The organism is Veillonellaceae bacterium (assembly GCA_012523975.1).
Taxonomy (GTDB): domain Bacteria; phylum Bacillota; class Negativicutes; order JAAYSF01; family JAAYSF01; genus JAAYSF01.
The window spans coordinates 19,530-45,120 of record JAAYSF010000049.1 but is presented as its reverse complement, the minus strand read 5'-3'; the positions used below and the strand labels follow the sequence as shown (position 1 = coordinate 45,120).

Annotated in this window: 26 protein-coding genes; all 26 read left to right on the top strand. The window is 41.1% G+C overall.

Annotation, left to right across the window (positions count from 1 at the left end; translation table 11 throughout):
- The first annotated feature begins 66 nt into the window (after positions 1–66).
- A complete protein-coding gene (locus GX348_06700) occupies positions 67–525 on the top strand; it encodes a ribosome maturation factor RimP (protein ID NLP41877.1) in 459 nt (152 codons plus the stop codon).
- Positions 526–561: 36 nt separating this feature from the next.
- The gene (nusA, locus tag GX348_06695) at positions 562–1,620 is read left to right on the top strand and encodes a transcription termination/antitermination protein NusA (protein ID NLP41876.1); all 1,059 of its coding nucleotides are present in this window, start codon (positions 562–564) and stop codon (positions 1,618–1,620) included.
- 29 nt (positions 1,621–1,649) lie between these two features.
- Complete coding sequence (locus tag GX348_06690; protein ID NLP41875.1) at positions 1,650–1,895, top strand: YlxR family protein; 246 nt, start codon at positions 1,650–1,652, stop codon at positions 1,893–1,895.
- Positions 1,882–2,202, top strand: a complete 321-nt coding sequence (locus tag GX348_06685) for a 50S ribosomal protein L7ae (GenBank protein NLP41874.1) — start codon at positions 1,882–1,884, stop codon at positions 2,200–2,202. Before GX348_06690 ends, GX348_06685 begins: the two co-directional genes overlap by 14 nt.
- Before the next feature lie 18 nt (positions 2,203–2,220).
- Positions 2,221–4,887, top strand: a complete 2,667-nt coding sequence (gene infB / locus GX348_06680; protein NLP41873.1) for a translation initiation factor IF-2 — start codon at positions 2,221–2,223, stop codon at positions 4,885–4,887.
- A 21-nt stretch (positions 4,888–4,908) separates the two neighbouring features.
- The gene (gene rbfA, locus GX348_06675) at positions 4,909–5,268 is read left to right on the top strand and encodes a 30S ribosome-binding factor RbfA (protein NLP41872.1); all 360 of its coding nucleotides are present in this window, start codon (positions 4,909–4,911) and stop codon (positions 5,266–5,268) included.
- Positions 5,269–6,222 carry a bifunctional oligoribonuclease/PAP phosphatase NrnA gene (locus tag GX348_06670; protein NLP41871.1) on the top strand — a complete coding sequence of 318 codons (954 nt, stop codon included), beginning with the start codon at positions 5,269–5,271 and terminating at the stop codon, positions 6,220–6,222.
- Entirely contained in the window at positions 6,222–7,094 is an 873-nt protein-coding gene (gene truB, locus GX348_06665) for a tRNA pseudouridine(55) synthase TruB (GenBank protein NLP41870.1), read from the top strand. Before GX348_06670 ends, truB begins: the two co-directional genes overlap by 1 nt.
- 25 nt (positions 7,095–7,119) lie before the next feature.
- Positions 7,120–8,058, top strand: coding sequence for a bifunctional riboflavin kinase/FAD synthetase (locus tag GX348_06660; protein ID NLP41869.1), 939 nt, complete (start codon positions 7,120–7,122; stop codon positions 8,056–8,058).
- A 142-nt stretch (positions 8,059–8,200) separates the two neighbouring features.
- Complete coding sequence (gene rpsO, locus GX348_06655; protein NLP41868.1) at positions 8,201–8,467, top strand: 30S ribosomal protein S15; 267 nt, start codon at positions 8,201–8,203, stop codon at positions 8,465–8,467.
- A 127-nt stretch (positions 8,468–8,594) separates the two neighbouring features.
- Positions 8,595–10,700, top strand: coding sequence for a polyribonucleotide nucleotidyltransferase (locus tag GX348_06650; GenBank protein ID NLP41867.1), 2,106 nt, complete (start codon positions 8,595–8,597; stop codon positions 10,698–10,700).
- Between the two features lie 77 nt (positions 10,701–10,777).
- A complete protein-coding gene (locus tag GX348_06645) occupies positions 10,778–11,491 on the top strand; it encodes a polysaccharide deacetylase family protein (protein ID NLP41866.1) in 714 nt (237 codons plus the stop codon).
- Between the two features lie 206 nt (positions 11,492–11,697).
- The gene (locus GX348_06640) at positions 11,698–12,576 is read left to right on the top strand and encodes an N-acetylmuramoyl-L-alanine amidase (GenBank protein NLP41865.1); all 879 of its coding nucleotides are present in this window, start codon (positions 11,698–11,700) and stop codon (positions 12,574–12,576) included.
- 142 nt (positions 12,577–12,718) lie between these two features.
- Positions 12,719–13,972 carry an insulinase family protein gene (locus GX348_06635; protein NLP41864.1) on the top strand — a complete coding sequence of 418 codons (1,254 nt, stop codon included), beginning with the start codon at positions 12,719–12,721 and terminating at the stop codon, positions 13,970–13,972.
- A gap of 19 nt (positions 13,973–13,991) precedes the next feature.
- Positions 13,992–14,438: a dUTP diphosphatase gene (gene dut / locus GX348_06630; protein ID NLP41863.1), complete on the top strand. Its 447-nt coding sequence runs from the start codon at positions 13,992–13,994 to the stop codon at positions 14,436–14,438.
- Between the two features lie 90 nt (positions 14,439–14,528).
- On the top strand, positions 14,529–14,843 hold the full coding sequence (locus GX348_06625) for a hypothetical protein (GenBank protein ID NLP41862.1): 315 nt from the start codon (positions 14,529–14,531) through the stop codon (positions 14,841–14,843).
- 11 nt (positions 14,844–14,854) lie between these two features.
- Positions 14,855–15,151, top strand: coding sequence for a YlmC/YmxH family sporulation protein (locus GX348_06620; GenBank protein ID NLP41861.1), 297 nt, complete (start codon positions 14,855–14,857; stop codon positions 15,149–15,151).
- A gap of 61 nt (positions 15,152–15,212) precedes the next feature.
- Positions 15,213–15,872, top strand: a complete 660-nt coding sequence (locus tag GX348_06615) for a hypothetical protein (protein ID NLP41860.1) — start codon at positions 15,213–15,215, stop codon at positions 15,870–15,872.
- A gap of 384 nt (positions 15,873–16,256) precedes the next feature.
- A complete protein-coding gene (locus tag GX348_06610; GenBank protein ID NLP41859.1) occupies positions 16,257–17,048 on the top strand; it encodes a 4-hydroxy-tetrahydrodipicolinate reductase in 792 nt (263 codons plus the stop codon).
- Positions 17,049–17,118: 70 nt separating this feature from the next.
- Positions 17,119–18,150: an aspartate-semialdehyde dehydrogenase gene (locus GX348_06605; protein NLP41858.1), complete on the top strand. Its 1,032-nt coding sequence runs from the start codon at positions 17,119–17,121 to the stop codon at positions 18,148–18,150.
- A gap of 11 nt (positions 18,151–18,161) precedes the next feature.
- The gene (gene dapG / locus GX348_06600; protein NLP41857.1) at positions 18,162–19,382 is read left to right on the top strand and encodes an aspartate kinase; all 1,221 of its coding nucleotides are present in this window, start codon (positions 18,162–18,164) and stop codon (positions 19,380–19,382) included.
- 14 nt (positions 19,383–19,396) lie between these two features.
- A complete protein-coding gene (gene dapA, locus GX348_06595; GenBank protein NLP41856.1) occupies positions 19,397–20,278 on the top strand; it encodes a 4-hydroxy-tetrahydrodipicolinate synthase in 882 nt (293 codons plus the stop codon).
- A gap of 181 nt (positions 20,279–20,459) precedes the next feature.
- Positions 20,460–22,124, top strand: a complete 1,665-nt coding sequence (locus tag GX348_06590) for a ribonuclease J (GenBank protein NLP41855.1) — start codon at positions 20,460–20,462, stop codon at positions 22,122–22,124.
- An 89-nt stretch (positions 22,125–22,213) separates the two neighbouring features.
- Positions 22,214–23,005 (top strand): translocation-enhancing protein TepA, encoded by a 792-nt coding sequence (locus GX348_06585; GenBank protein ID NLP41854.1) that lies wholly within the window; start codon positions 22,214–22,216, stop codon positions 23,003–23,005.
- Entirely contained in the window at positions 23,002–23,220 is a 219-nt protein-coding gene (locus GX348_06580) for a hypothetical protein (protein ID NLP41853.1), read from the top strand. The genes GX348_06585 and GX348_06580 overlap by 4 nt, the downstream gene beginning before the upstream one ends.
- 139 nt (positions 23,221–23,359) lie before the next feature.
- Positions 23,360–25,531 (top strand): DNA translocase FtsK, encoded by a 2,172-nt coding sequence (locus tag GX348_06575; protein NLP41852.1) that lies wholly within the window; start codon positions 23,360–23,362, stop codon positions 25,529–25,531.
- The last annotated feature ends 60 nt before the right edge of the window (positions 25,532–25,591 follow it).

Below are 25,591 nucleotides of genomic sequence, written 5' to 3'. Positions count from 1 at the left end.
AGGTATAGTTGCATGTAGTCTTAGGTAACAATAAGATTAAATTTAGTTAAGTAAGGGAGGATTTCGATGTCTAGAGAAAAAATCGAAAGCCTAGTCGAAGAGTTGGTTTTAGATATTATTAACGGCAGTGATTTGGAACTGGTTGACGTAGAGTTTATAAAGGAACGTGACTGGTACTTGCGGGTTTTCTTGGATAGAGACGGCGGTGTTGAACTCGATGATTGCCAAACAGTAAGTGAACAGCTTGAAAAGAAGCTTGATGAGTTAGATCCAATTAAAGAAAGTTATTATTTAGAGGTTTCTTCACCAGGATTGGATCGAGCCTTAAGGAAAGAGCGTGATTTTGTCCGTCATATTGGTGATAAAGTAGAAATAAGCACTTTTGCTCCGATAAACGGACAAAAAAGTATTGTTGGCACCTTAAAGGGATTACAAAATGGTGATATTGAACTTGATATCGATGGCACTGTAATGCATGTGCCTAGGGAAAAAGCTTCACAAGTAAGGCTACATATTGAATTTTAAAAATAAGAGTGAAAAATTGAATAGGGGGAATTCATGGTGAATGCGGAATTTATGCTGGCATTCGAACAATTAGGGAAAGAAAAAGGCATTGCCCCGGAAGTGCTATTTGACGCAATTGAGGCCGCACTGATTTCAGCTTACAAACGAAATTTTGGATCGGCGCAAAATGTCCGAGTTTCGCTTGACAGAAGCACAGGTGAGATTCATGTTTATGCCCGTAAAAATGTTGTGGAAACGATAACAGACTCGAGACTGGAAATGGACTTAGAAGAGGCCCGTGCGGTTGACGTTCGGTATGAACTAGGCGATATTGTAGAGATAGAAGTAACGCCAAAAGATTTTGGAAGAATAGCAGCTCAAACCGCCAAGCAGGTAGTTGTTCAACGTATTCGCGAAGCCGAGCGGGGAATTATTTACGAAGAATTTTCAAATCGTGAAAGTGATATTTTAACTGGTATAGTGCAGCGTATCGAGCAAAAAAACGTATATATAGACTTAGGAAAAGCTGAGGCGATTTTAGCTCCCTCTGAGCAAATAATGGGTGAGATTTATAGACATGGTGATAGACTTAAAACATACATAAATGAAGTTAAGAAAACAACTAAAGGCCCACAAATTCTTGTATCCCGTACTCATCCAGGATTGCTTAAAAGGCTTTTTGAGTTAGAGGTGCCGGAAATTCACGATGGTATCGTTGAAATTAAATCGGTCGCGCGTGAGCCTGGACTACGATCTAAAATTGCAGTATATTCTCGAGACGAAAATGTAGATCCTGTGGGGGCATGTGTTGGTCATAAAGGTATGAGAGTGCAAGCTATAGTTAACGAATTAAAAGGCGAGAAAATCGATATCGTGAAGTGGAATGCAGATCCCGCTAAATATATCGCTAATGCCTTAAGTCCAGCAAAGGTTATAACAGTAGAAGTAAATGAGATTGAAAAGGTTTCGAAGGTCGTAGTTCCTGACTATCAGTTGTCTTTAGCCATTGGCAAAGAAGGACAAAATGCTAGACTTGCTGCTAAACTCACCGGTTGGAAAATTGATATTAAAAGCGAATCTCAAGCCCAAGCGTATTCCGCTAGTCAGGAGGAATAACAGTGAAACAAAGAAAAATACCACAGCGTATGTGCGTTGGGTGTCAGGAGATGAAGAATAAGAAAGAACTATTAAGAGTTGTTCGTACACCTGATGGTGATGTTTTAATCGATTCAACCGGCAAAAAGGCTGGCAGAGGCGCTTATATCTGTGCCAGTGAGCCGTGTTTCGCAAAAGCTTATAAGGAGAAGCGATTAGAACGTGCTCTGAAACATGAAATAGCACCGGCGGTATATGAACAACTTCGCGGAAGCATAACCTATGAACAATCATAAACTTCTGTCAATGCTAGGATTAGCTATGAAGGCGAGAAAGCTGGTTTCCGGTGAGCTTGCTGTTGAAAACGCGGTTAGGTCTGGTAAGGCGAAACTTGTTATAGTAGCAGAAGATGCTTCTGAAAACACAAAAAAAAGCTATCGCGATTTAACTAATTTCTATAAAATACCAATTTATGAATGTGTCACCAAAATAGATTTGGGGATGGCTATTGGTAAGGCAAGTCGGGTTGCAGTAGCTATTGTCGATACGGGATTTAGTAAAGCTATAACAAAGGCATTATTCGATAAGACTATGGGAGAGTAAGAAAATGGGGGTGGATCAATGTCCAAATTTAGGATATATGAATTAGCTAAAGAGTTTAATACTACGAGCAAAGTGATAATAGATATACTAGGTCGTAATAATGTTACGGCTAAGAATCATATGAGTTGTGTTGATGAAGATGCCAAAGCGGTAATTAAGAGGACGTTTGCACATAAAGGAGATGTTACCGATACCAACAGTGCAAATAAGCAATCTAGCACTCCAGCAATGAGCGGAGCGCAGAATCAGAAGCCTAGAGATAACCAGAAAAATCTCAATGAGCAAACCGATGTACGTCAAGTAGATCCTAAAGGTCAGTACCAGCAGGGACAGCAGCGTCCGCAAGGTCAGTACCAGCGGGGACAGCAGCGTCCGCAAGGTCAGTACCAGCGGGGACAGCAGCGTCCGCAAGGTCAGTACCAGCAGGGACAACAGCGTCCGCAAGGTCAGTACCAGCAGGGACAGCAGCGTCCGCAAGGTCAGTACCAGCAGGGACAACAGCGTCCGCAAGGTCAGTACCAACAGGGACAGCAGCGTCCGCAAGGTCAGTACCAACAGGGACAACAGCGTCCGCAAGGTCAGTACCAACAGGGACAACAGCGTCCGCAAGGTCAGTACCAGCAGGGACAACAGCGTCCGCAAGGCCAGTACCAGCAGGGACAACGACGTCCGCAAGGTCAGTACCAGCAAGGACAACAGCGTCCTCAACAGCAAACTAACCAAATGCATAATCAAAGTAGCCAGAAGCATCGTCAACAGTCTAGTGCTTCTAATACTCCAAATACTAGTAATCGTACCAATGATCGAAACCAATATAACAATCATTCAAGAAGCCAAGATAGAAATAGAAGAAATAACCAAACGAATGCAAATCGTCGTAATTCAAGCCATCATGGACGTCAAGCGCCAACCCCAAAAATTGAATCTCCGACACCTAAAATCATTCAGATTGGCGAATCAATAACAGTCAAAGAGCTTGCGTTAAAGTTAGGACGGGAAGTTAGTGAAGTTATCAAAAAATTGATGATGCTTGGAATAATGGCTAGCATTAATCAAGAGGTTGATTTTGATACAGCAACAATTCTTGCAGGAGAGTTTGGAACTACAGTTGAAGAGTTGCCTCCCGAAGAAGATCCTACCGAAATTCCAGAGATTGAAGATGATCCTGCCACATTAGTGCCGAGGCCTCCGGTAGTTACCGTTATGGGGCACGTTGACCATGGTAAAACATCACTGTTGGATGTAATTCGCAAAACGCATGTCACCTCGCAGGAAGCAGGCGGAATTACTCAACACATTGGTGCATACCAAGTCATTTCACAAGGAAAGAAAATTGCCTTTTTAGATACACCGGGCCATGAGGCTTTTACGGCTATGCGCGCGCGTGGTGCTCAAGTTACCGACGTAGCTATTTTAGTCGTTGCGGCTGATGATGGAGTTATGCCGCAAACAATTGAAGCTATAAATCATGCTAAATCGGCAAACGTACCTATAATTGTAGCGATAAACAAAATAGATCGACCTGGTGCAAACCCAGATCGTGTCAAACAACAGCTTTCAGAGCATGGACTAATACCTGAAGACTGGGGCGGAGATACCATCACTGTGCCTGTATCCGCTCACCAGAAAACGGGTATAAGCGATTTGCTAGACATGATTGTACTGGTAGCTGAAATGCAGGAACTGAAGGCTAATCCGAACAGAAACGCTTATGGAACTATTATTGAGGCTAAACTAGATAAAGGCCGTGGCCCTGTTGCTACCGTTCTCGTGCAAAAAGGAACACTGCATATTGGTGATTCAATCATAGCTGGTACTGCTTATGGCAAGGTGCGGGCAATGATCAATGACCGTGGCGAAAAGGTTAAAAAGGCTGAACCATCTACACCTGTTGAAGTATTAGGTTTGGCAGATGTACCTGAAGCCGGAGATGTCCTGGTTGCAGTTGAAGAAAAAATTGCGCGAGCTGTAGCTGAAAAACGTATTGCTAAAAAGCGTACCGATGAGTTGGCGCACTCGCAAAAAGTTTCGCTGGATGATTTATTCAAACAAATTCAGGAAGGCAACATTAAGGATCTTAATATTGTTATAAAAGCAGATCTCCAAGGGTCGGTCGAAGCATTACGACAGGCATTGCTAGCCTTAAACACAAACAATAAAGAAGTTCGAGTTACTGTTGTTCACGCCGGTGTTGGGGCGATCAACGAATCCGACGTAATGCTGGCATCTGCCGCAAATGCACTTATTATTGGTTTTAATGTACGGCCAGATGCGAATGCTAGAAAGGCGGCCGAAACCGAAAAAATCGATATCAGATCTTATCGCGTAATTTATGAAGCCATTAATGATGTCGAAGCTGCAATGACAGGAATGCTTGCTCCTCAATATAAGGAGGTTATTCAGGGGCGGGCGGAGATTCGGCAGGTATTCACAATTAATAAAAATGTCGTGGCAGGCGCGTATGTGCTTGAAGGTAAAGTCACGAGTACTTCAAAAGTGCGTGTAATTAGAGACGGGGTAGTTGTTCATGAAGGAGAGATCGAATCACTGCGACGTTTTAAAGATGATGTGAAAGAAGTAGCTTCAGGGTATGAGTTTGGCCTTACCATCGAAAAGTTCCGTGACATTAAGGAGCAAGATATTGTTGAAGTATATGCAATGGAACAAATTAAGCCTAATAGCTAGTCCGGAAACGGAGGAATAAATGTGGGGCAACTTAGAGTAGAAAAAGTTCAGGAATTTATAAAACAAGAAATAAGTAAAATCATATTAACTGAGATTAAAGACCCACGTGTTGGATTTGTAACTGTTACAAATGTTGAAGTTACTGCTGATTTAAGAAGTGCCAAGGTATTTGTTAGTTTAATGGGTAGTGATGAGCAGAAGGCAACTACTTGGGCTGGGCTGCATAAAGCACTAGGTTTTATGCGGTCTGAAATCGGAAAAAGGATTCGAATGCGGTTTACACCAGAATTATCCTTGCATATAGACGAATCCTTGGAATACAGTGCGCATATTCAGGAATTATTGCTTAAAATAAAGCAGCAGGAGGAGAGCGCGAAGTAAATGGATTGTTCTCTGCGGCAAGTTGCCAATTTATTAGAAAATGCCAATAACATTCTTATTACCGCGCATATTCATCCGGACGGGGATAGCTTAGGATCAATGTTGTCCCTTAATAAATATTTGATATCATGTGGAAAATCAGTCCAGATGATAATTGACGATGATGTGCCAAAGCTTTATAAATTTCTACCGGGTAGTGAGAATATTGCTCGGGTTTCGGAATTAGCAATTTCTCCGGACTTGCTTGTTGTATTGGACGCAAGTGATATTGAGAGAATCGGCGAAGTCGGGAGAATTGCTAAAGTACCGATTTTAAACATTGACCATCATATATCGAATACCAAATTTGCTGACTATTGGTATATTGATAGTAAGGCGGCAGCAACAGGTGAAATTATCTTAGATCTTTTAAACATGGATAATGCACTGATTAGCGTTGATATGGCAACTTGCTTATACACGGCAATTGCTACTGATTGCGGATTTTTTCGATATGCAAATACATCTTCACACACACATCGATGTGCTGCTCAGCTAATTGAGTGTGGTGTGAAGCCCAATATTATATCAGAATATATGGAAACAAAACCGCTTGCCAGCCTAATGAATACGCTAGAAGTATTAAAAACCTTGGAATTGCATTGTAATGGGAAAATTGCCGCAGTATCTGTAGAACATTCAGAAAACGACAGCGCAGATAGTACTGAGGGTCTTATAAACTATCCTCGCAATATTGAGGGAGTTGAAATTGCGATAATGTTTAAGTTTACTGAACAAAGTTCAGCTAGAGTGAGCTTTCGGTCAAAATCTGTAGATGTTAGTGAGTTGGCATTATCCTTTGGCGGAGGCGGCCATGTGCGGGCATCCGGCTGTACTGTTAGCGGCGGTACTATAGATGAGATTAAAGAAAAGGTTGTTAAGGCTGCGGAAAAATTAATCAGGGGAACAGCATAATGGACGGCGGTTTCTTAAGTATATTAAAACCGCCGGGCATGACTTCCCATGATGTAGTATCCTATATAAGAAGAACTTATAGTATAAAACGGGTAGGTCACGCTGGTACGCTTGATCCGGCGGCTGCCGGAGTTCTTCCGATTGCGATAGGACAAGCAACGCGACTTCTAGAATATCTTGCAGCCGATGATAAAAGCTATCGGGTTGAAATGACTCTTGGCTATGAGACTGATACAGGTGACGACACTGGAAGCATAATCGAATATAGTACTGATTTATGTCCTAATCGCAAAGAAATTGAAAGAGTTTTGTTTTCATTTATTGGTAATATTGAACAAGTTCCGCCTATGTATTCAGCTATTAAAGTTGACGGGAAGAGGCTATATGAATTAGCACGCAATGGAGTGACGATAGAGCGCAAAACCCGTTCAATAACAATTAGTAATATCGAACTGCTTGACATAGTTGGTAATAGAGTATTATTTGATGTGGCTTGTTCTAAAGGAACTTATATTCGCTCCCTGTGTATTGATATTGGTCGGAAGCTAGGCTGCTTAGCAACTATGACTTTTTTGCTACGAACAAGGGTTGGTCAGTTTACTGTGCAGGACTCGAAAACTCTTGAAGAATTATCGGAAGGTCCGCTAGAAGCCATTGTTTCTCCCGACTGCTTTATCAAATTGCCTGCTATTGAGTTGGAGTCACAGCAGGCGGCTGCTTTCAAAAATGGACGAACAATTGAATATAATACGAATGGAAAAGGTCTTTTCAAAATTTACGATTCTGTGGGAACGTTTGTTGGTATTGGGAAGAAAGAAAACTCTATATGGCTAAAACCTGTAAAAGTTCTATCTTCCATAAAACAACAATAAACTGGCATTGACGTGAGGAGATAATATGGAGATTTATACAACTATAACTAATTTGACTAAGCGCTTTCCCAAGATAGCTGTGGTATTAGGAACATTTGATGGTGTTCATCTAGGTCATCAAAAAATCATTTCCCGTGCAGTAGAACTAGCTAAATCAATGGGAGGCACTAGTGTCGTATTTACTTTCAGCAATCACCCGCTATCCATTGTAGCGCCGAATCGTTGCCCGCAACAGATTTCAACACCTGACTATAAATCAGAATTGCTTGCAGATATAGGTGTAGATGTATTGCTTAATATCCCTTTTACTCACGATTTTGCTAGGATGTTGCCAGAAGAATTTTTAAGTCAGCTAGCTCGAAACTTAAACCCCAAATATGTGGTAGTTGGCCCTAATTATAGTTTTGGTTATAAAAGTGCCGGTACACCGGAATTATTAAAAAGTGCTGAGCAACAATATGGTTTCAAGGCTGAAATAATGGAGGCCTTTGAAATAGATGGAACAATCATAAGCAGTACCTTGATAAGACAACTAATAAAAGAAGGCAAAGTGGCTGATGCTGCTAAACTTTTAGGAAGGCCATTTAAGCTAAAAGGAAAGGTCATAAAGGGTGAGCAGCGGGGGAGGACATTGGGCTACCCAACCGCCAATCTTGCCGTTATACCAGATCTAATAGCGCCAGCTGATGGTGTGTATGCTGTAAAGGTATACACATCTCTGGCTACTTATAGTGGCATAGCTAATATTGGAACTAATCCGACATTTAATGGCCATGATCGCCGTATAGAGGTTTATCTGTTTAATTATACGGGCGACCTATATGGTAAAACAATCGGCGTAGAATTTTTTGAATACATTCGTGGTGAAAAAAAATTTTTGAGTGCTGAGCAGCTTGTTGATCAAATTCGCCGCGATATCTGTACTGCACAAGAATATTTTTGCAACAACTGTAAAGTGATGTAGGTAATTCTGTTTACATTAGTTATAGGGTATGATAGAATATCAATGTTGCTAAAACAACCATAGTCGAACCATGGCGAGGATAGTCGAATCTCCAGCGATTGTCTTGGCTATTGGGGATATTACTGAAAAGGAGGTGACCATTATGTTAACACCAGAATTGAAGAAACAATTAATCGAGAAATACCGTCTACATGATGCTGATACCGGATCACCGGAAGTACAAATTGCTATTTTAACTGAGAGAATTAACTACTTGACTGATCACTTGAAAGAGCATAAAAAAGACCATCATTCTCGTCGCGGTCTTCTAAAAATGGTCGGTCAGCGTAGAGGTTTATTAAACTATCTTCGTGACAATGATATTGAACGTTATCGGACCATTCTCCAGAAACTGAATCTTAGAAAGTAATAAAAAGCGGAATTTTCCGCTTTTTTATTTTTAAAGGTTAAACTTGGCTAAAAAAGGGTATAATAAAAAAAATGTCGAAGAAGTATTTGGAAAAAGAATAGGGGTTCTTAGAGGAGGAAAACTAAATATGCATAGTTTTGAAATGCAGATTGGCGGCCGAAATTTGATAATTGAATCAGGCAAAATGGCCAAGCAAGCAAGCGGAGCTGTTTTAGTCCGGTATGGCGATACTGCAGTTTTGGTAACAGCGACAGCATCGGCTGAACCAAGAGAAGGAATTGATTTTTTTCCGTTAACTGTTGACTACGAAGAGCGTCTATACTCGGTTGGAAAAATTCCCGGAGGATTTATTAAGCGCGAGGGCCGTCCAAGTGAATCTGCTATCTTGGCTGGGCGTTTAATTGATAGGCCCATTAGACCATTGTTTGCTGACGGATTTCGAAATGACGTCCAAGTAGTAGCTACCGTGCTGTCTGTTGATCAAAATAATTCGCCTGAAATCCCTGCCATGATTGGTGCATCTTGTGCTCTCTGTATTTCTGATATTCCATTCAATGGTCCTATTGGTGGAGTTCGTATTGGTAGGATTAGTGGGGAGTTTGTTATTAATCCGACAATAGAACAGCAAGAGCAGAGTGAACTAAATTTAGTTGTAGCAGGGACAAAGGATGCTGTTTTAATGGTTGAAGCAGCTGCAAAGGAAGTTTCAGAAGAGATTATCCTAGACGCAATTGAATTTGGTCATAATGTTATTGGTGAAATAGTTAAGTTTCAGGAAACAATTGTTTCCCAGATAGGCAAAGAAAAACGTCAGATAAAATTGTATGAGGTTCCGGAGGAAATAGCAAGCGCAGTACATGACTATGTAGCGGACAGACTTGAAGCAGCTGTTCGAAACGCTGATAAACTTGCTCGTGAAGAGGCTATAAAACTTGTTAAGCAAGATGCGGCATTGCAATTTGCTGAAATCTACCCGGACAATGCCAAGGAAATTCAATACGTAATTCAAAAGATATTAAAAGGTATTGTTCGTCGCATGATTACAGTTGATAAAATCCGCCCGGATGGACGTGCGCTAGACGAGGTTCGACCGATAACATGTGAAGTAGGTGTACTTGCGCGAACCCATGGCTCAGGATTATTTACCAGAGGCCAAACCCAAGTTCTTAATATTGCAACACTTGGTGCTATTGGAGACGAACAAATTCTTGATGGATTAGGTGTTGAAGAATCGAAGCGATATATGCATCATTACAACTTCCCTTCATTCAGTGTTGGTGAGACAAGGCCTTCACGCGGACCAGGCCGCCGCGAAATAGGCCATGGAGCACTTGCAGAAAAGGCTCTTGTGCCTGTTATTCCTTCCGAGACTGAATTCCCTTACACAATCCGATTGGTTTCTGAGGTATTGGAGTCTAACGGTTCATCTTCGATGGCTAGCGTATGCGGAAGTACCTTGTCCTTGATGGACGCAGGGGTTCCAATTAAACGGCCAGTTTCCGGAGTGGCAATGGGACTTGTTAAAGAAGGCGAGAATTTCACGATTTTAACAGATATTCAAGGTATGGAAGATGCCTTAGGTGATATGGACTTCAAAGTTGCTGGTACTGATAATGGTGTTACCGCAATTCAAATGGATATTAAAATCGGTGGTATTAATAAAGCAATATTAACAGCTGCTCTTGAACAGGCAAAGAGCGGTCGCAAGCATATTCTTGGCAAGATGCTTGAAGTAATAAGTCAGCCAAGACCGGAATTGTCTCCATATGCTCCGAGAATCATTACCATGGAAATAGATCCTGATAAGATTCGCGATGTTATAGGACCAGGCGGCAAAACTATTAAAAAGATAATTGATGAAACCGGGGTAACAATTGACATCGAGGATGACGGTAAGGTTTTCATAGCCGCAGTCGATGTTGAAGCTGGACAAAAGGCTGTTCGCATTATCGAAACGCTAGTTAGAGACGTCGAAGTTGGCGGGATATATCTCGGCAAAGTAACGCGATTAATGAATTTTGGGGCATTTGTTGAAATACTGCCCGGTAAAGAAGGATTAGTTCACATTTCACAATTAGCACTTGAAAGAGTGGCTAAAGTTGAGGACGTAGTAAAAGTTGGCGATGAAATTATGGTAAAAGTTGTTGAAATAGATCGCCAAGGAAGAGTTAACCTATCGAGAAAAGAACTGCTTAAGGCTGAACAAGATAAACAGCGAAATGAAAATAGTTAAAACATAAACCATCAGGTTTATGTTTTTTTTTCATTAAATCCCTCTTTGAGTAATAGGATTATCATAGAGGTGATTGTATGAAAGTGATATTCGTAACATCTGTTCGGCACTGGTATATAGTGTTTACAGTTGGCTTTTTCCTGGCTATTGCTGCCCTATCAGGCATATTGCAGCCGATATTGAGTGCTGAGATACCGGGTAAGCCTCAGCCAATTTTTCATGGGAATCCTGCAGTACCAAAAGTGGCTTTTGCCTGCAATGTTTTTTGGGGCGAAGAATTTCTGCCTGATATGTTGAATACGCTTGCAGCTAACGACGTTAAAATAACCTTTTTTATTGGCGGAAGCTGGGCTAAGCGTTATCCTGATGTCCTAAAAGATTTAGCCGGACACGGCCATGAGCTCGGAAATCATAGTTATAGTCATCCTCACCCTAACTCACTTAGTAAAGAAAAAAATAAAGAGCAAATTATCAAAACGCAAGACTTGGTTAATGAGCTAACTGGTGTTAAGACTTTACTATATGCTCCGCCCTATGGAGAATACAATGATACTGTGCTATTAGCTGCTAAAGAACTGGGTTACGAAACAATAATGTGGAGTATAGATACAATCGACTGGCAACGTCCGCCAGTTGAAATCGTTAAAAGCCGAGTGCTAAAAAAAATTCATAATGGCGCCATAATTCTAATTCACCCAACAGAGCCGACAGCCAAAGCATTACCAGAGCTTATAAAGGAAATTAAGAAGCAAGGATATCAGATTGTGACAGTATCTGATATAATAAAGTAACAAAAACAGGCATACAATTGCCTGTTTTTTTTATTGATATAAAGTGCTTTATATGGTAACATATTTACATAACTTTGCTAATTGAAGTTATTGATAAGTTGGCAGAGCATTATTTATCAAATGAAGTCTATCCTACTATGCTTCTTTTGGACAAGCTGCCACGCCCGATACAAATTTTTTATGTAATGATGAATAGGAGGGTGCTAGTGACTGGTAAAAAGATTATTACACATATATTACTTTTATTGATGGTTTTCGCGCTAGTAATTCCTGTAGGTACAACAAACGCTGCATCAGCCGATGATGTGCTGGGGTCGCTGATGTCATCAACAACAGCGTCGGAGCGTAGTTCAGGCGGTGGTGGGGTGCTCGGTAAACTTTTTAATTTGGTTTTTGACAAGATTTTAGGGCCGGTTCTAAATATTTTTGGGAATAAGGACACTTCAACCAATGCGCCAGCGCCAAGTATACCGTTGCCGCCTGTCTCCGGAAGTAAAGATACTGTACAGCATAATGGAAGTTTAAAGGGTAAGGTTATAGTTGTTGACCCAGGGCACGGCGGTACTAATCCAGGGGCGGTAGCCAATAATACCCGTGAAGCAGATAACAACTTAGCGGTAGGTTTAAAATTACGTGATAAATTAGTTCAAGCAGGAGCTAAGGTTGTTATGACCCGCGATAGTGATCGTACTGTAGCAGCAAAAGGAAGTTCATTAGGTCAGGAGTTACAGGCTCGGGTAGATATAGCTGAACGTAATGATGCTGATATTTTTGTTAGTATTCATACTAATAGCAACCCGAATAGCAATATAACAGGCGCAATGACCTTCTATCGCAGCGGTGAGTCCAGTCAACTTGCATCTAAAGTACAGAGCGCTCTTATAAATCAGACTGGTGCGGTTAATAAGGGTACGGAAGCAGCGACATTCTATGTGCTGAGAAATACTTCGATGCCTAGTATTTTGGTTGAAATGGGATTTATCTCAAATGCTAATGAAGCAGCTCGTTTAAGTGATAACTCTTACCGCAATAATGTTGCTCAAGGCATTTATAATGGGATAGTAGAATATTTTATCAATCGATAATATGCTAAAGAGATATATACCTGTTCGCTGATATATATATCTTTTTTTTACATGTTAAGTGCTGTGAGGAATATAATATAAAAAAGCAGGAGTTTTTATGTTTTGACGGGAAATGTAACATATCCCAATAAAGGAGTATTTTATGTATCGTAAATCAGTGTTATTAAACGGAATAAGAGTAATTAGCGAATCTATACCATATGTAAAATCTGTAACGATTGGTCTTTGGGTTGGGACCGGCGCGCGTTCCGAACAGGATTATAATCATGGCATCTCACATTTTATCGAACATTTGATGTTCAAGGGAAGCCATAAAAGATCAGCAAAATGTATTGCTGAGACTGTTGATGCGGTTGGAGGTCAATTAAACGCTTTTACTGCTAAGGAACATACGTGCTATTATATGAAGGTGTTGGACAGTAAGCTCGAATTAGCGGTAGATGTTCTTAGTGATATGCTTTTGTCATCAAAATTTGCAAAAGAGGATATTGAACGCGAGCGACAAGTTGTCTTAGAAGAGTTTCATATGTATGAAGATACACCTGATGAGTTAGTCCATGATATCCATTTAAGTAAGATATGGAGCAGGCATCCGTTAGGGCGAAGTATCCTCGGCAGTACCAAGTCTATTGGTCTATTTAATGAGATGCTTGTTAAAGAATATTATCAGCAGTTTTATACTCCGGATAATTTAGTCATTGCTGCTGCGGGCAATGTAGATCATGATAAGCTTGTACAGCTTAGTGAACGGTTTTTTGCAAGTATGACTGGAACTAAGAAAGCAATTGAATCGGCTAAGCCTTCATTCATACCGACACAAACGGTGCGGACCAAGGACACAGAGCAAGTTCATCTTTGCTTGAGTACGCAGGGAGTTTCGCAAAAATCCCCTGATTCATATAAGCTCCATGCTCTTAATAATATTCTAGGAGGCGGAATAAGCTCGCGGCTCTTTCAGGCTATTAGAGAGGAGAAGGGGTTGGCCTATTCTATCTATTCATATCAGACAAATTATAGCGATGTTGGTTTATTTACTGTTTACGCCGGGACTCGCCCAGCTAACACCGTTCAAGTTATTGAAATAATTTCCGAGACGCTGCAATCAATTAGAAAGGAAGGAATTACGGAGTCTGAGTTATTGCGGGCCAAGGAACAGCTAAAAGGTGGTTTATTCCTGGGCTTAGAAAGCTCAAGCAGTCGAATGTCACGGTTAGGCAAAATGGAAACGACGCTTGAACGTTACGTGACTTTAGAGGAAGTTGTTGAAAAGATAGAAAAAGTTACTTTGAAGGATGTGAAACTTGCTGCTGAGCAGCTGTTTATTCCTGAAGGCTTTGGGCTTACGGCACTTGGACCGATTAATGAATCAGATATACCAAAGATTTCAAATATATAGTATATAAGAGGGCCGAGTTATGAGAGCATTTGAAATAATAAGTAGTTACCTTGATGCTGGGGTAGAAATACCAAAGCGTAAGACGGCAAACAGTGCCGGATACGATATAGCAGCAGCTGAGACTGTTACGCTATCGCCTTGCGGTGTTACATTAGTACCTACCGGTCTAAAGGCAAGAATGCCAGGTGATGAATATTTAGGAATACACATAAGATCAGGCCTGTCCGTCAAAAAAAAGCTTGGTTTGATCAATGGTCAGGGCATAATTGATTCCGATTATTATAATAATCATGACAATGAAGGTCACATTATGGTTGCAGTCATTAACTATAACAATTATCCGGTTATAATTGAAAAAGGAGAGCGAATTGCTCAGGGGATTTTTTACAAATATTTTAAAGCTGACCATGATGAGCATAACAGTATTGTGCGGCAAGGCGGTTTTGGTAGTACTGGGGCAAAATAAGGTTACTGACTTAGTTCGGTAACCTTATTTTTTTGACATACTTTTTTATTAGTAACATATTTTTAATTAATGAGGATTGGAGGTAATGTTATGTATGCCTGGGCAGTATTGGTGCTGATATGTTTAGGCATAGCATGGTCAATAAAATTGCGGGTTAATCGCCTTCGAAGCATATTAGACAGCGTAGAGACCAAACCGTCACCCGTTTCTTTAGCAATCCAGGAGCTAGTTGCTGTAGCTGGCGGATTATATCTATCACTAATTATGCTGGTATCTTTTCTAAAAATCGAAATACCGGAAAAGATTATTGTTTATAATGTAGCTCTTGATCCTTTGGCTTGTACTGCAATTTTTCTCGCGCTTTTTCAACCGCTGTTAGTAAAGTTCTTTAAAGGTAGTTGTTAGGAGGAAGAAACATGCGTTTAAGCGATTTTACTGGAAAAGAAGTTATTAATCTTGGGGACGGCGCAAGATTAGGAGTGATTGATGACTGCGAGCTTACGGTAGATGCTAGAACCGGCCGTATTCATTCTCTAGTTCTTCCAAGGCGCGGCGGATTATTTAGTATTTTAGGTGATAGTCGGGCATCAGCAATACCATGGCGATCAATTAGGCGAATTGGCGATGATATAATTATCGTGGACTTAAGCGATTCTTTTGATGGATTATTTAACAGCAAAGGTCGTGATGGTGGGAATTTTGACACATATTAAGTTTTCAGAAGGACAAACTAACATTAAATTGCCATAAGCATTTTAAATGTTAGGAGGTACTATGGTGAATAATCAGTCAAAAGGTCAAAATCAACATCAGACGACAAATAATCAGGTTTCCAGTAATACTAACTCGATGACCGCAGGGGTTCGCCCAATTGCTTCGCAGTCGGGCAATACACAGCAAGCAACGAGCCAATCTACTACAGCAGGTGGACAGGACAATCGTGCAGTAATTGGCGTTTTCAATTCGAGAAGTGATGCAGAAAAGGCAGTATCGGAATTACGGAATAAGGGCTTTAATACCGAAGAAATTAATATCGTTTCAAAAGAAGGTAAACAAGGAAACAATCAAAATAAAACTTATGATGACGATATTACCGATGGTGCCCTTACGGGAGGAACTCTTGGCGGTATTGGAGGACTGCTTTTAGGAGCAGGCGTTGTAGCAAGTGTCGGTGCAATGGCCATCCCAGGTATCGGTCCCGTTATTGCCTCTGGTCCTATTGCAGCAGCAATTGGCGGAGCAGTAGCAGGCGGAATCGCCGGTGGTTTAATTGATTGGGGTATTCCTGCTGAGGCTAGCCAGCGCTACGAGCAGAGCGTTGCCGAAGGCGGAATTTTAGCCGTAATCCGCACTGCTTCAGGAAAAGTAGATACAGCGGCTCAAATATTACGGCAAAATGGCGCAACGGATATCGAAAGTCATACTGCTAAATAAAAAAATAGGTTGGGAAAAATTTAAAAAGCATTGACACTTATAGAAGCCTATTATAAAATAAATGTAATTCAATAGAATGATACCCCTGCATAGGGTGCAGTAGAGGTGCGGGTAACATTAGTACTTTCAGGGAGAGTGGTTTCTATGATCTGAAAGAAAAGGGTTAACCGCCGAAGTGCGAAAGTTTTACCAAGACTTCGTACTGGTCTTAAGTCGAATAGGTTTAAGACTGTCACCATAGCTTTTGGTGGAGCGCTATCTCATCTAGGGCAGGAAAACATATATTTTGTTTTCCCTTTTCCTAGGACTTTCAGGTATTCTGAATGGCCGGTGAGATACACTCACCGGCCTATTTATTTTGTATCGATATTAGGAGGTGGAATTATGATTAGAGTCTTAGTTTGCGGTGCTTATGGCAAAATGGGACGTGAAGTTTTAAAAGCAGTATATAAGGACGACCAACTTAGTATTGTAGGTGCGGTGGATGTTAATTCGGATTTTAGCGATGTTGGCGATTTAATTGGTGTTGGGAAAACTGGTATTATTGTGGGTAATGATTTACAGATGGTGATTAATGAAACAAAACCCCAAGTAATGGTTGATTTTACTAACCCTTCGGCTGTAATGAATAATATAAAGATCGCTATCGAGAATGGGGTGTGTCCAGTAGTAGGCACAACTGGTCTCTCAGAAGATGATGTTTCACAATTGCGTAATTTATGTAAAAATACAAAAGTTAATGCCTTAATCTCTCCAAACTTTTCAATTGGTGCAATTTTAATGATGAAATTGGCGCAAGATGCGGCTAAATTCCTTCCGAATGTTGAAATTATTGAAATGCACCACGATCAAAAATTGGATGCTCCTTCAGGAACGGCTCTAAGAACAGCTGAACTAATAGCTGAGAATCGAGGTTATTTGAGACAAGGACATCCAGCTGAGATGGAAAAACTGCCTGGTGCTCGGGGCGGCGAATTGTCAGGTATTCGCATTCATAGTGTGCGCCTTCCTGGGTATGTAGCGCATCAAGAAGTGATTTTTGGCGGACTTGGTCAAACTTTATCGATTAGGCACGACTCGATTTCACGCGAATCATTTATGCCAGGCGTTGTATTAGCATGTAAGAAAGTTTTGACGTTAGATGGTTTGGTATTTGGACTTGAACACATTTTATAATTTTTACTAAAGGCACATCTTAAACCACATTTTAGATATAATATAACATCTTTCAAGGAGGTCGAAAGTAATGAAAAAATGTAATATAGCTATACTAGGGGCTACAGGTGCCGTCGGTCAAGAGTTGCTAAATTTGATTGCTGAGCGCAAGTTCCCGTTTAGCAGTCTTAAGTTACTTGCATCTAAGCGCTCTGCGGGAAAAACTATTGATTTCTTAGGTCAAACATACACTGTAGAAGAAGCTACTTCGGAGTCTTTTAAAGATGTTGATATTGCCTTATTTGCCGGCGGAGCAGCTAGTAAAATATTTGCAGCAGATGCTGTTAAAGCTGGAGCGGTAGTCATTGATAACTCAAGCGCCTTTCGTATGGATCCCGATGTCCCGCTAGTTATTCCGGAAGTAAATCCGGAGGCTATAAAAGACCATAAAGGTATAATTGCAAATCCGAATTGCTCGACGATTATCATGATGATGGCCCTAAAGCCTATATATGATCGTGTAAAAATAAAACGTATTGTTGTTTCAACATATCAGGCAGTCTCCGGAGCAGGTAAGGAAGCAATCGACGAACTGACTGACCAGGTTGAATGCGTAATTAATAACCGTCCCGTTAAAGCTAATATACTCCCGAGTGCAAGTTTACCCAAGCATTATCAAATTGCGTTTAATCTGCTTCCTCAAATCGACGTATTTGTTGAAGATGGTTATACCAAAGAAGAAATGAAGATGGTTCATGAGACTCATAAAATACTTAACGACTATAATATAGGTATCACTGCAACAACTATTCGCGTACCAGTTTATCGCAGCCACGCGGAATCTATAAATATTGAACTTGAAGGGCCGCTTTCGGCGGCTGAAGCCAGAGAGCTGCTTGCAGCTTTTCCAGGCGTTGAAGTACAAGATAATCCGGCTGAAATGCAATATCCTATGCCGTTATTTACTTCAAATTTGGATGAAGTGTTTGTTGGACGCATTCGTGAAGATAAATCGATACCTAATGCCCTCAACCTATGGGTAGTAGGCGATCAGATTCGTAAGGGCGCTGCACTCAACGCACTCCAAATCGCTGAATACATGATTGATAACAATTTAGTTTGAGGTGTTTTTAAATGCGTATAGTTGTCCAAAAGTTTGGTGGAACTTCAGTAGCATCACGGGAGAATCGCGCGCTAGTTGTCAAAAAAATTAAGGCAGCATTAGAACAAGGCCTTAGTCCTGTTGTCGTCGTATCAGCTATGGGACGTAAAGGAGAAAGTTATGCTACTGACTCGCTTATAGGTCTTGCGCGTGAGTCCTATCAGGATATAGCTCCTCGTGAACTTGATCAGATCATGTGTTGCGGCGAAATTATTTCAGCAGTTACCATGGCAGGAACTCTTCAGGCTGAAGGCATCGATGCTGTGATGCTTACTGGGGGGCAGGCTGGAGTTACTACCGACAACAATTTTAATAATGCTCGTATATTAAAGGTTGATCCAACTAGGATGATTAACTTGTTAAAGGCCGGTAAACTTCCTGTTGTGTGTGGATTTCAAGGTGTCAGTTTAGATGGTGAATTGACTACGCTGGGACGAGGCGGCAGTGATACAACGGCAGCTGCCTTGGGAGCTGCGCTAAACGCTGATTTAGTTGAGATTTATACGGACGTTGATGGTATAATGACGGCGGATCCTAGAATTGTCAGTAACGCAAAAATTCTTGACCGCATAAGTTACTCAGAGGTATGCCAGCTAGCGCACCAGGGCGCAAAAGTTATTCATCCGCGTGCAGTAGAAATAGTTATGCCCAAGGGAATCCCTCTGGTAGTTAAGTCAACATTTTCTGATGCGCCAGGCACATTAATTACGAATATATCAAAAGAGACTACAGAAGGATCAACGGTGACAGATCGCATTGCAACAGGAGTTACATATTTGAGTGATATCGCTCAAATCAAAATAGATGTAACTAATGAAGACCCTGGTCAAGTCAGTTTTAGAGTTTTTAAGTTAATGGCTGATAATGGAATTAGCGTAGATTTAATTAATGTGCACCCAGGCCAAATAATGTTTACCGTTGAGGAAGGTATTGCGGAAAAAGCGCGTGCTAAATTAGCTGAGATCGGCTATAAAGCTGACGTTGTTTCGGGTTGTGCAAAGGTATCTGTAATTGGCGGCGGTATGCGCGAAGTACCAGGCGTTATGGCCAGTTTTGTTGAGGCGCTTGCGGCTAATGGTATTCGTATTTTACAAACTGTGGATTCCCATACATCTATTTCGGTATTAATACGAAAATCCGATATACAAAAAGCTGTTACTTCACTTCATGGAAAATTCAATTTATCTGATTAGGGAGGGGAAGAAAAATGAAGAGTTTTGGTCGGATTCTAACGGCAATGGTAACCCCTTTTAACGATGACTATAGTGTAAACTATCAGCGGGCGGCTGAGCTTGCAGAATACTTAGTGGCTAACGGCTCAGACGGTCTTGTGGTAGCCGGCAGCACGGGCGAGGCGGCTACTTTAGACAGGGAAGAGAAGCTAAAACTGTTTAAAACTGTTCTGGAAGCTGTTGGTGATAAGGCAAGTGTAATCGCAGGGACGGGTTCTAATGATACGCGAGCTTCTATAAGCTTGACGCAAGAGGCTGAGCGCATTGGTGTCCATGGTGCTATGCTAGTTGGTCCTTATTATAATAAACCGCCGCAAGAAGGATTTTATCAACATTTTAAAGCAATAGCAGAATCTACTACGCTACCGTTAATTGTTTATAACGTTCCTGGTCGAACAGCGTCTAATATTCTGCCTGATACTATTAAACGGCTTGCCGAGATCGAAAACATTGTAGCTGTAAAAGAAGCAAGCGGAAATTTGGATCAGGTTTCCGAAATTATCCGGACAACGCCTAAAGATTTCATGGTATACAGCGGAGATGACAGCCTTACATTGCCTATTTTAGCACTTGGCGGTGTTGGTATAATTAGTGTTGCGGCTCATATCGTGGGTAATAAAATGCAGAAAATGATTGCGGCTTTTGAAGCAGGAAAACTGACTGAAGCTCAAACCATTCATCAAGAACTACTTCCGTTCTTTAAGGTAATGTTTATCACGACTAATCCAATTCCTGTAAAAACAGCCGTTAATTTAATTGGGCAGAAAGCAGGCCCGCTGCGGTTGCCGCTAATAGCCCCAATCGACAGTGAAATCGCAAAAATTAAACAGATAATGCACGAGGTTGGCTCGCTATAGTCTAAAACCCATCCGTTTGCCGGATGGGTTTTTAGCTATTATATAAATATATTTGTGATATGTTGCAAAATAAGTTATAATTGTATCAACTAGGTTGAACGGCCGGTTTTGTGCTTCTTTCGTATTGAGCGGCATTGATTAGCTTTTCAAAATCAAATAATATTTGGAGGTGTGTTTTTTTTTGGCAAAAATACCACAAAAAGTTCAAATTATTCCCTTGGGCGGACTAGGGGAGATTGGGAAGAATATGACAGTGATACGTTACGGCGACGATATTATTGTTATTGATTCTGGTTTAATGTTTCCTGATGATGATATGCTAGGTATTGATCTGGTTATCCCGGATATATCCTATCTGCTTGATAATCGCGATCTTATCAGGGGAATTATTCTAACGCATGGGCATGAAGATCATATTGGTGCTTTGCCTTATGTTTTAAAACAGCTTAATGCTCCCATTTATGGCACGAAACTTACACTTGGCCTTTTGCAGGGCAGATTAAAGGAAAACAATGTATCTAGTACAAGCCTGATAGCAATCAAACCAGGCGATCAAATTAGTTTAGGCGCTTTTACAATTGGTTTTATAAGGGTTAGCCACAGCATTGCTGATTCAGTAGGTCTGTCAATTAAGACTCCGATCGGAACGATTGTTCACACTGGTGATTTTAAGCTTGATCAAACACCGGTTGATGGGAAAGTAACTGATTTTCATAAATTTGCTGAACTTGGTGACCATGGTGTATTAGTGCTGATGGCGGATAGTACTAATGCTGAAAGACCGGGATATACGATGAGCGAAAAGTCTGTAGGAAGCACTTTTGACGAAGCCTTTCGTAGCGCATGTGAACGAATTATAATAGCTACGTTTTCATCAAATATTCACCGTATTCAACAAGCAATTGATATGACCTGCAAATATAATCGCAAAGTTGCGATTCTAGGTCGGAGCATGAGCAATGTAGTTAATATTGCTTTAGAACTTGGGTACCTTAGCATTCCTGAAGGGGTCCTTATTGATATTGATGAAATCAACAATTATCCGGCAGCGGAGATTGTAATAATAACAACCGGAAGTCAGGGCGAGCCTATGTCGGCTCTTACAAGAATGGCTATGTCTGATCACCGTAAGGTTGAGATAGTACCAGGTGATACTGTAATTATATCTGCAACTCCAATTCCGGGTAATGAGAAGTTAGTTTCACGGACAATTGATTATTTATTTAGACAAGGTGCAGAGGTTATTTACGAAAGAGATTCAGGAATTCATGTATCTGGCCATGCTAGTCAAGAAGAGTTAAAGTTAATGCATAATCTAATTCGTCCTAAATTTTTTGTTCCGGTTCATGGCGAATACCGACATTTAGTAAAGCATGCAGCACTTGCTCAAGAGCTTGGTATGCCAAAAGCAAATATCTTCATTGCTGAGAATGGGAATATATTAGAGTTCACAGCAGAGAAGGGTGCTATTGTTGGCAAAACTATGGCCGGAAACGTACTTGTAGATGGTCTTGGCGTTGGTGACGTAGGTAACATCGTCTTGCGTGATCGTCGTCAGCTAGCTAAGGATGGGATACTAATAGTTGTAATAACAATGGACAAACAACGCGGCGGTGTTCTTGCAGGTCCGGATATTGTTTCTCGCGGATTTGTATACGTAAGAGAGTCAGAAGAATTAATGGATGATGCCAAAGAGAAAGTCCAACTGGCGTTAGATAAGTGTGAAACAGAGGGGATTACTGAATGGGCTGCAATTAAAGCGAATGTGCGGGATGTTCTTGGAAAATACTTATATGAAAAGACCCGTAGGAGACCAATGATATTACCGATTATAATGGAAGTTTAACTCTTAGACCGAAACTTAGTTTCGGTTTTTTTATTTTGGATAAAGTATGGATTGCCGTTGATGGACAATACTATTAATGAATAAACTACATGGAGGTAATCTTTGTGTTATATAATGACAATCCCGTGACTGCGCCGCCAGGCGTTAATCCTGAGCATCCTGCCCCAGTTGCACCTTCGCCTGCTAAAAAGACACGTCAGGCTAAAAAGAGCAGTCCTGTTGAGAATATTCAAGAGTTGGGTACTACTGAGGTGCCAACCGCAAAAACAAATATCCATGTTATGACAATTATTGGTCAAATAGAAGGACATATGGTACTTCCTCCACAAAACAAGACGACAAAGTACGAACATATTATGCCTCAATTAGTTGCAATAGAGCAGAATCCGGAGATTGATGGTGTCATGCTGCTGCTTAATACAGTAGGGGGTGATGTTGAGGCTGGGTTAGCTATTGCAGAAATGGTTGCAAGTATGTCTAAGCCCTCAGTTTCGATTGTGCTTGGGGGAGGGCACAGTATTGGTGCGCCAATTGCGGTTTCTGCCACATATTCTTTCATTGTTGAAAGTGCGAGTATGACCATTCACCCAATTCGTTTAACAGGCTTAGTAATAGGGGCTCAGAGCTCTTTTGATTATCTCGAGAAGATGCAGGAGCGTGTTAATCGATTCGTCATAAGTCATTCTAAAATAAAAGAGAGCAAATGGAAGGACTTACTTTATAAGACCGGAGAATTATCTAGAGATATAGGAACATCTGTAGTAGGCCGAGATGCTGTAAAATTTGGTCTAATTGATGCGGTTGGCGGTATATCGGACGCAATGACCAAGCTGCAGGAACTTATACAAGCAAATAAGGAGACTAAGGGGATGAAGCAATGATTTTATGGACGGTAATGCCGCTAGAATTGGTGTTTGGCCAGCAAGATGTTTCAATCCCCTATGAAGAAGTTGAATATGCTGGGATCAAGATGATGGTAGAAAAAATGCCTTCAAACCAGTGTCGTGTCGTCCGTATCTTGTCAAGCAATCCAATGGACTACTTGCGAAGCGACATTCAACCTGGAGTAATCTTGTCATATCGGCCAATGATGTAATGCTATACCTTCGTAGGGCGTTCCAACAAAATAAATCTATTAAAAAAGCGTTCTCTCACGAGAGTGCTTTTTTAATGGGGAAATAAAGGGATTTACTTAAAGAGGTAGAAAACATATTTATTTAGAGGTGGTGATCAACTTGAAGCTATTTTCACAGCTGCCTTCGGAACTTAAGTATGAAATTTGCGGTATTGCGCTAATAACAACTGGAGTTTTGGCTCTTATAAGTCTTTTAGGGCAAAACGTCGGACCAGTTGGTCTATTTTTAGCGAAGATTCAAAAACATGCTTTTGGCGTTGGAGCGCCGATTCTTCCGCTGTTACTATTAGCTGTAGGCTCCCGCTATATTTGGCGTCATGAGAAGATTAATTATTCGCTTAAGTTTTGGGGATGGATTAGCTTATACGTTATTTTTTTAGCGATCTTTCACCACTTGACAATACAATATGGGCACGAAATATTGCCTGAAAGCCTCGTTCCAGGTGGTGGAATAGTTGGCGGATTTACGCTGTTTGCTTTAAGAAAGCTATTCGGTTACCATGGGGCTATAATTGTCCTTGCTGCCTTAGCAATTTGTGCGCTGATTTTGACAACAACGTGGTCACTTGCTCATACTTTGTTGACGGCTAAAAAGAAGGCATTTGAAAGTATTATCATGGCCCGTGAAGCGCTGGCATCGACAACTGAGCCTGAGGATGAAAATGAAGGAGTGTTAGAAACTCTAGCTTCTCCCCGGGAACCGAAGCCTAAATTTTTTGATCAGGAAGAGTATGATATCCAAATCAAAGATTCTGAGCAGATAAGGCCTAAAGATGAGATTATTGAGCCTGGAGTTGTATCTGAAACGCTTACGGAGGAACCAAGTCAGTATGAGACAAGAACAGATTACTTTCTTCCTCCACTTTCGATTTTGAAAAAGGCCAGTAAAACTAAAAATAGTAAGCCTCCCAAAGAAGTTGCCCAAAATGCCGAAATATTGATGCAAACACTTGAAAATTTCAATGTAAGTGCTAAAATCATTAATACTTGCCAAGGTCCAGCTGTTACAAGGTATGAGTTAGAACCGGCACCTGGGGTAAAAGTCAGCAAAATTGTCAATTTGTCAGATGACATAGCCCTTAAATTAGCCGCTACAAGAGTAAGAATTGAAGCGCCGATTCCTGGTAAAGCTGCGATCGGAATTGAAGTTCCAAATAAAGACGTATTTGGGGTTCACTTACGTGAAGTTTTAGAAAGCGATGATTTTCAGCGGGCCTCCTCGCGTTTGGTTGTGGGGCTGGGAAAGGATATTGCCGGCCAGCCGATTTTCGCTGATTTAGCCAAAATGCCTCATCTTTTAGTTGCTGGGGCAACTGGATCAGGCAAGAGCGTTTGCATAAATACGCTAATAGCAAGTATACTTTTTAAGGCTAGTCCTGACGACGTTAAGTTCATACTTATCGATCCCAAAGTTGTAGAACTTTCAAATTATAATGGAATTCCGCATCTGATGACACCAGTTGTTACTGACGCCAAGAAAGCTGCATCGGCTCTAAACTGGGCGGTCCAAGAGATGGAGCGGCGATATGCCGTCTTCGCAGCCAATGGTGTTCGTGATATTGCAAGGTATAATGAAATAGTCGCTGAAGGAAGCTTGCCTCTTGTAGTTATTATTATTGATGAACTAGCGGATTTAATGATGGTTGCGCCTGTCGATGTCGAGGATGCCATTTGCCGTTTAGCGCAAAAGGCACGTGCTGCGGGAATACATCTTGTTTTGGCTACGCAGCGGCCTTCCGTTGATGTTATAACGGGTATTATTAAGGCCAATATTCCATCAAGAATCTCATTTGCTGTTTCTTCACAGATTGATTCAAGGACAATTTTAGATATGGCTGGTGCCGAAAAGTTATTAGGAAAAGGCGATATGCTGTTTTATCCAGTGGGGATACCGAAGCCTTTAAGGGTACAGGGTGCATTTATTTCCGATAGTGAAGTAGAGGAATTGGTTAGTTATATAAAGCGGCATGGTGAGCCTGAATATGATGAGGGAATAACTACCTGCGAGATAAACGCCAGTAAAGGCAATGATAAGAATAATACGGATCAAATCCAAGACGAGTTGTTAGAAGAAGCTGTACGACTAGTTTTAGAAACTGGACAAGCCTCGGTATCTATGCTGCAGCGAAAATTTAGGATTGGATATACCCGGGCAGCACGGCTTATTGACTATATGGAAGAGATGAAGATTGTGGGGCCTAATGTAGGCAGTAAAGCTCGTGATATACTTATGACTTCAGAACAAGTGTATTCCCGCTATTTTTCTCGTTAGAGATAAGGGGAATTTATTAGAGGGCTAAAAATAATGGGTGTTTTTTCAAAAACAGGCGTT

Bases quoted from the DNA above. Each gene is read 5' to 3' on its own strand.
- GX348_06585 (NLP41854.1), top strand. From the start codon at position 22,214: ATGGAGGTAATCTTTGTGTTATATAATGACAATCCCGTGACTGCGCCG.
- GX348_06620 (NLP41861.1), top strand. From the start codon at position 14,855: ATGCGTTTAAGCGATTTTACTGGAAAAGAAGTTATTAATCTTGGGGAC.
- GX348_06650 (NLP41867.1), top strand. From the start codon at position 8,595: ATGCATAGTTTTGAAATGCAGATTGGCGGCCGAAATTTGATAATTGAA.
- GX348_06660 (NLP41869.1), top strand. From the start codon at position 7,120: ATGGAGATTTATACAACTATAACTAATTTGACTAAGCGCTTTCCCAAG.
- GX348_06690 (NLP41875.1), top strand. From the start codon at position 1,650: ATGTGCGTTGGGTGTCAGGAGATGAAGAATAAGAAAGAACTATTAAGA.
- GX348_06605 (NLP41858.1), top strand. From the start codon at position 17,119: ATGAAAAAATGTAATATAGCTATACTAGGGGCTACAGGTGCCGTCGGT.
- GX348_06700 (NLP41877.1), top strand. From the start codon at position 67: ATGTCTAGAGAAAAAATCGAAAGCCTAGTCGAAGAGTTGGTTTTAGAT.
- rpsO (NLP41868.1), top strand. From the start codon at position 8,201: ATGTTAACACCAGAATTGAAGAAACAATTAATCGAGAAATACCGTCTA.
- GX348_06615 (NLP41860.1), top strand. From the start codon at position 15,213: ATGGTGAATAATCAGTCAAAAGGTCAAAATCAACATCAGACGACAAAT.
- infB (NLP41873.1), top strand. From the start codon at position 2,221: ATGTCCAAATTTAGGATATATGAATTAGCTAAAGAGTTTAATACTACG.
- GX348_06580 (NLP41853.1), top strand. From the start codon at position 23,002: ATGATTTTATGGACGGTAATGCCGCTAGAATTGGTGTTTGGCCAGCAA.
- dut (NLP41863.1), top strand. From the start codon at position 13,992: ATGAGAGCATTTGAAATAATAAGTAGTTACCTTGATGCTGGGGTAGAA.
- dapG (NLP41857.1), top strand. From the start codon at position 18,162: ATGCGTATAGTTGTCCAAAAGTTTGGTGGAACTTCAGTAGCATCACGG.
- GX348_06670 (NLP41871.1), top strand. From the start codon at position 5,269: ATGGATTGTTCTCTGCGGCAAGTTGCCAATTTATTAGAAAATGCCAAT.
- GX348_06685 (NLP41874.1), top strand. From the start codon at position 1,882: ATGAACAATCATAAACTTCTGTCAATGCTAGGATTAGCTATGAAGGCG.
- GX348_06625 (NLP41862.1), top strand. From the start codon at position 14,529: ATGTATGCCTGGGCAGTATTGGTGCTGATATGTTTAGGCATAGCATGG.
- truB (NLP41870.1), top strand. From the start codon at position 6,222: ATGGACGGCGGTTTCTTAAGTATATTAAAACCGCCGGGCATGACTTCC.
- GX348_06645 (NLP41866.1), top strand. From the start codon at position 10,778: ATGAAAGTGATATTCGTAACATCTGTTCGGCACTGGTATATAGTGTTT.
- GX348_06610 (NLP41859.1), top strand. From the start codon at position 16,257: ATGATTAGAGTCTTAGTTTGCGGTGCTTATGGCAAAATGGGACGTGAA.
- GX348_06635 (NLP41864.1), top strand. From the start codon at position 12,719: ATGTATCGTAAATCAGTGTTATTAAACGGAATAAGAGTAATTAGCGAA.
- dapA (NLP41856.1), top strand. From the start codon at position 19,397: ATGAAGAGTTTTGGTCGGATTCTAACGGCAATGGTAACCCCTTTTAAC.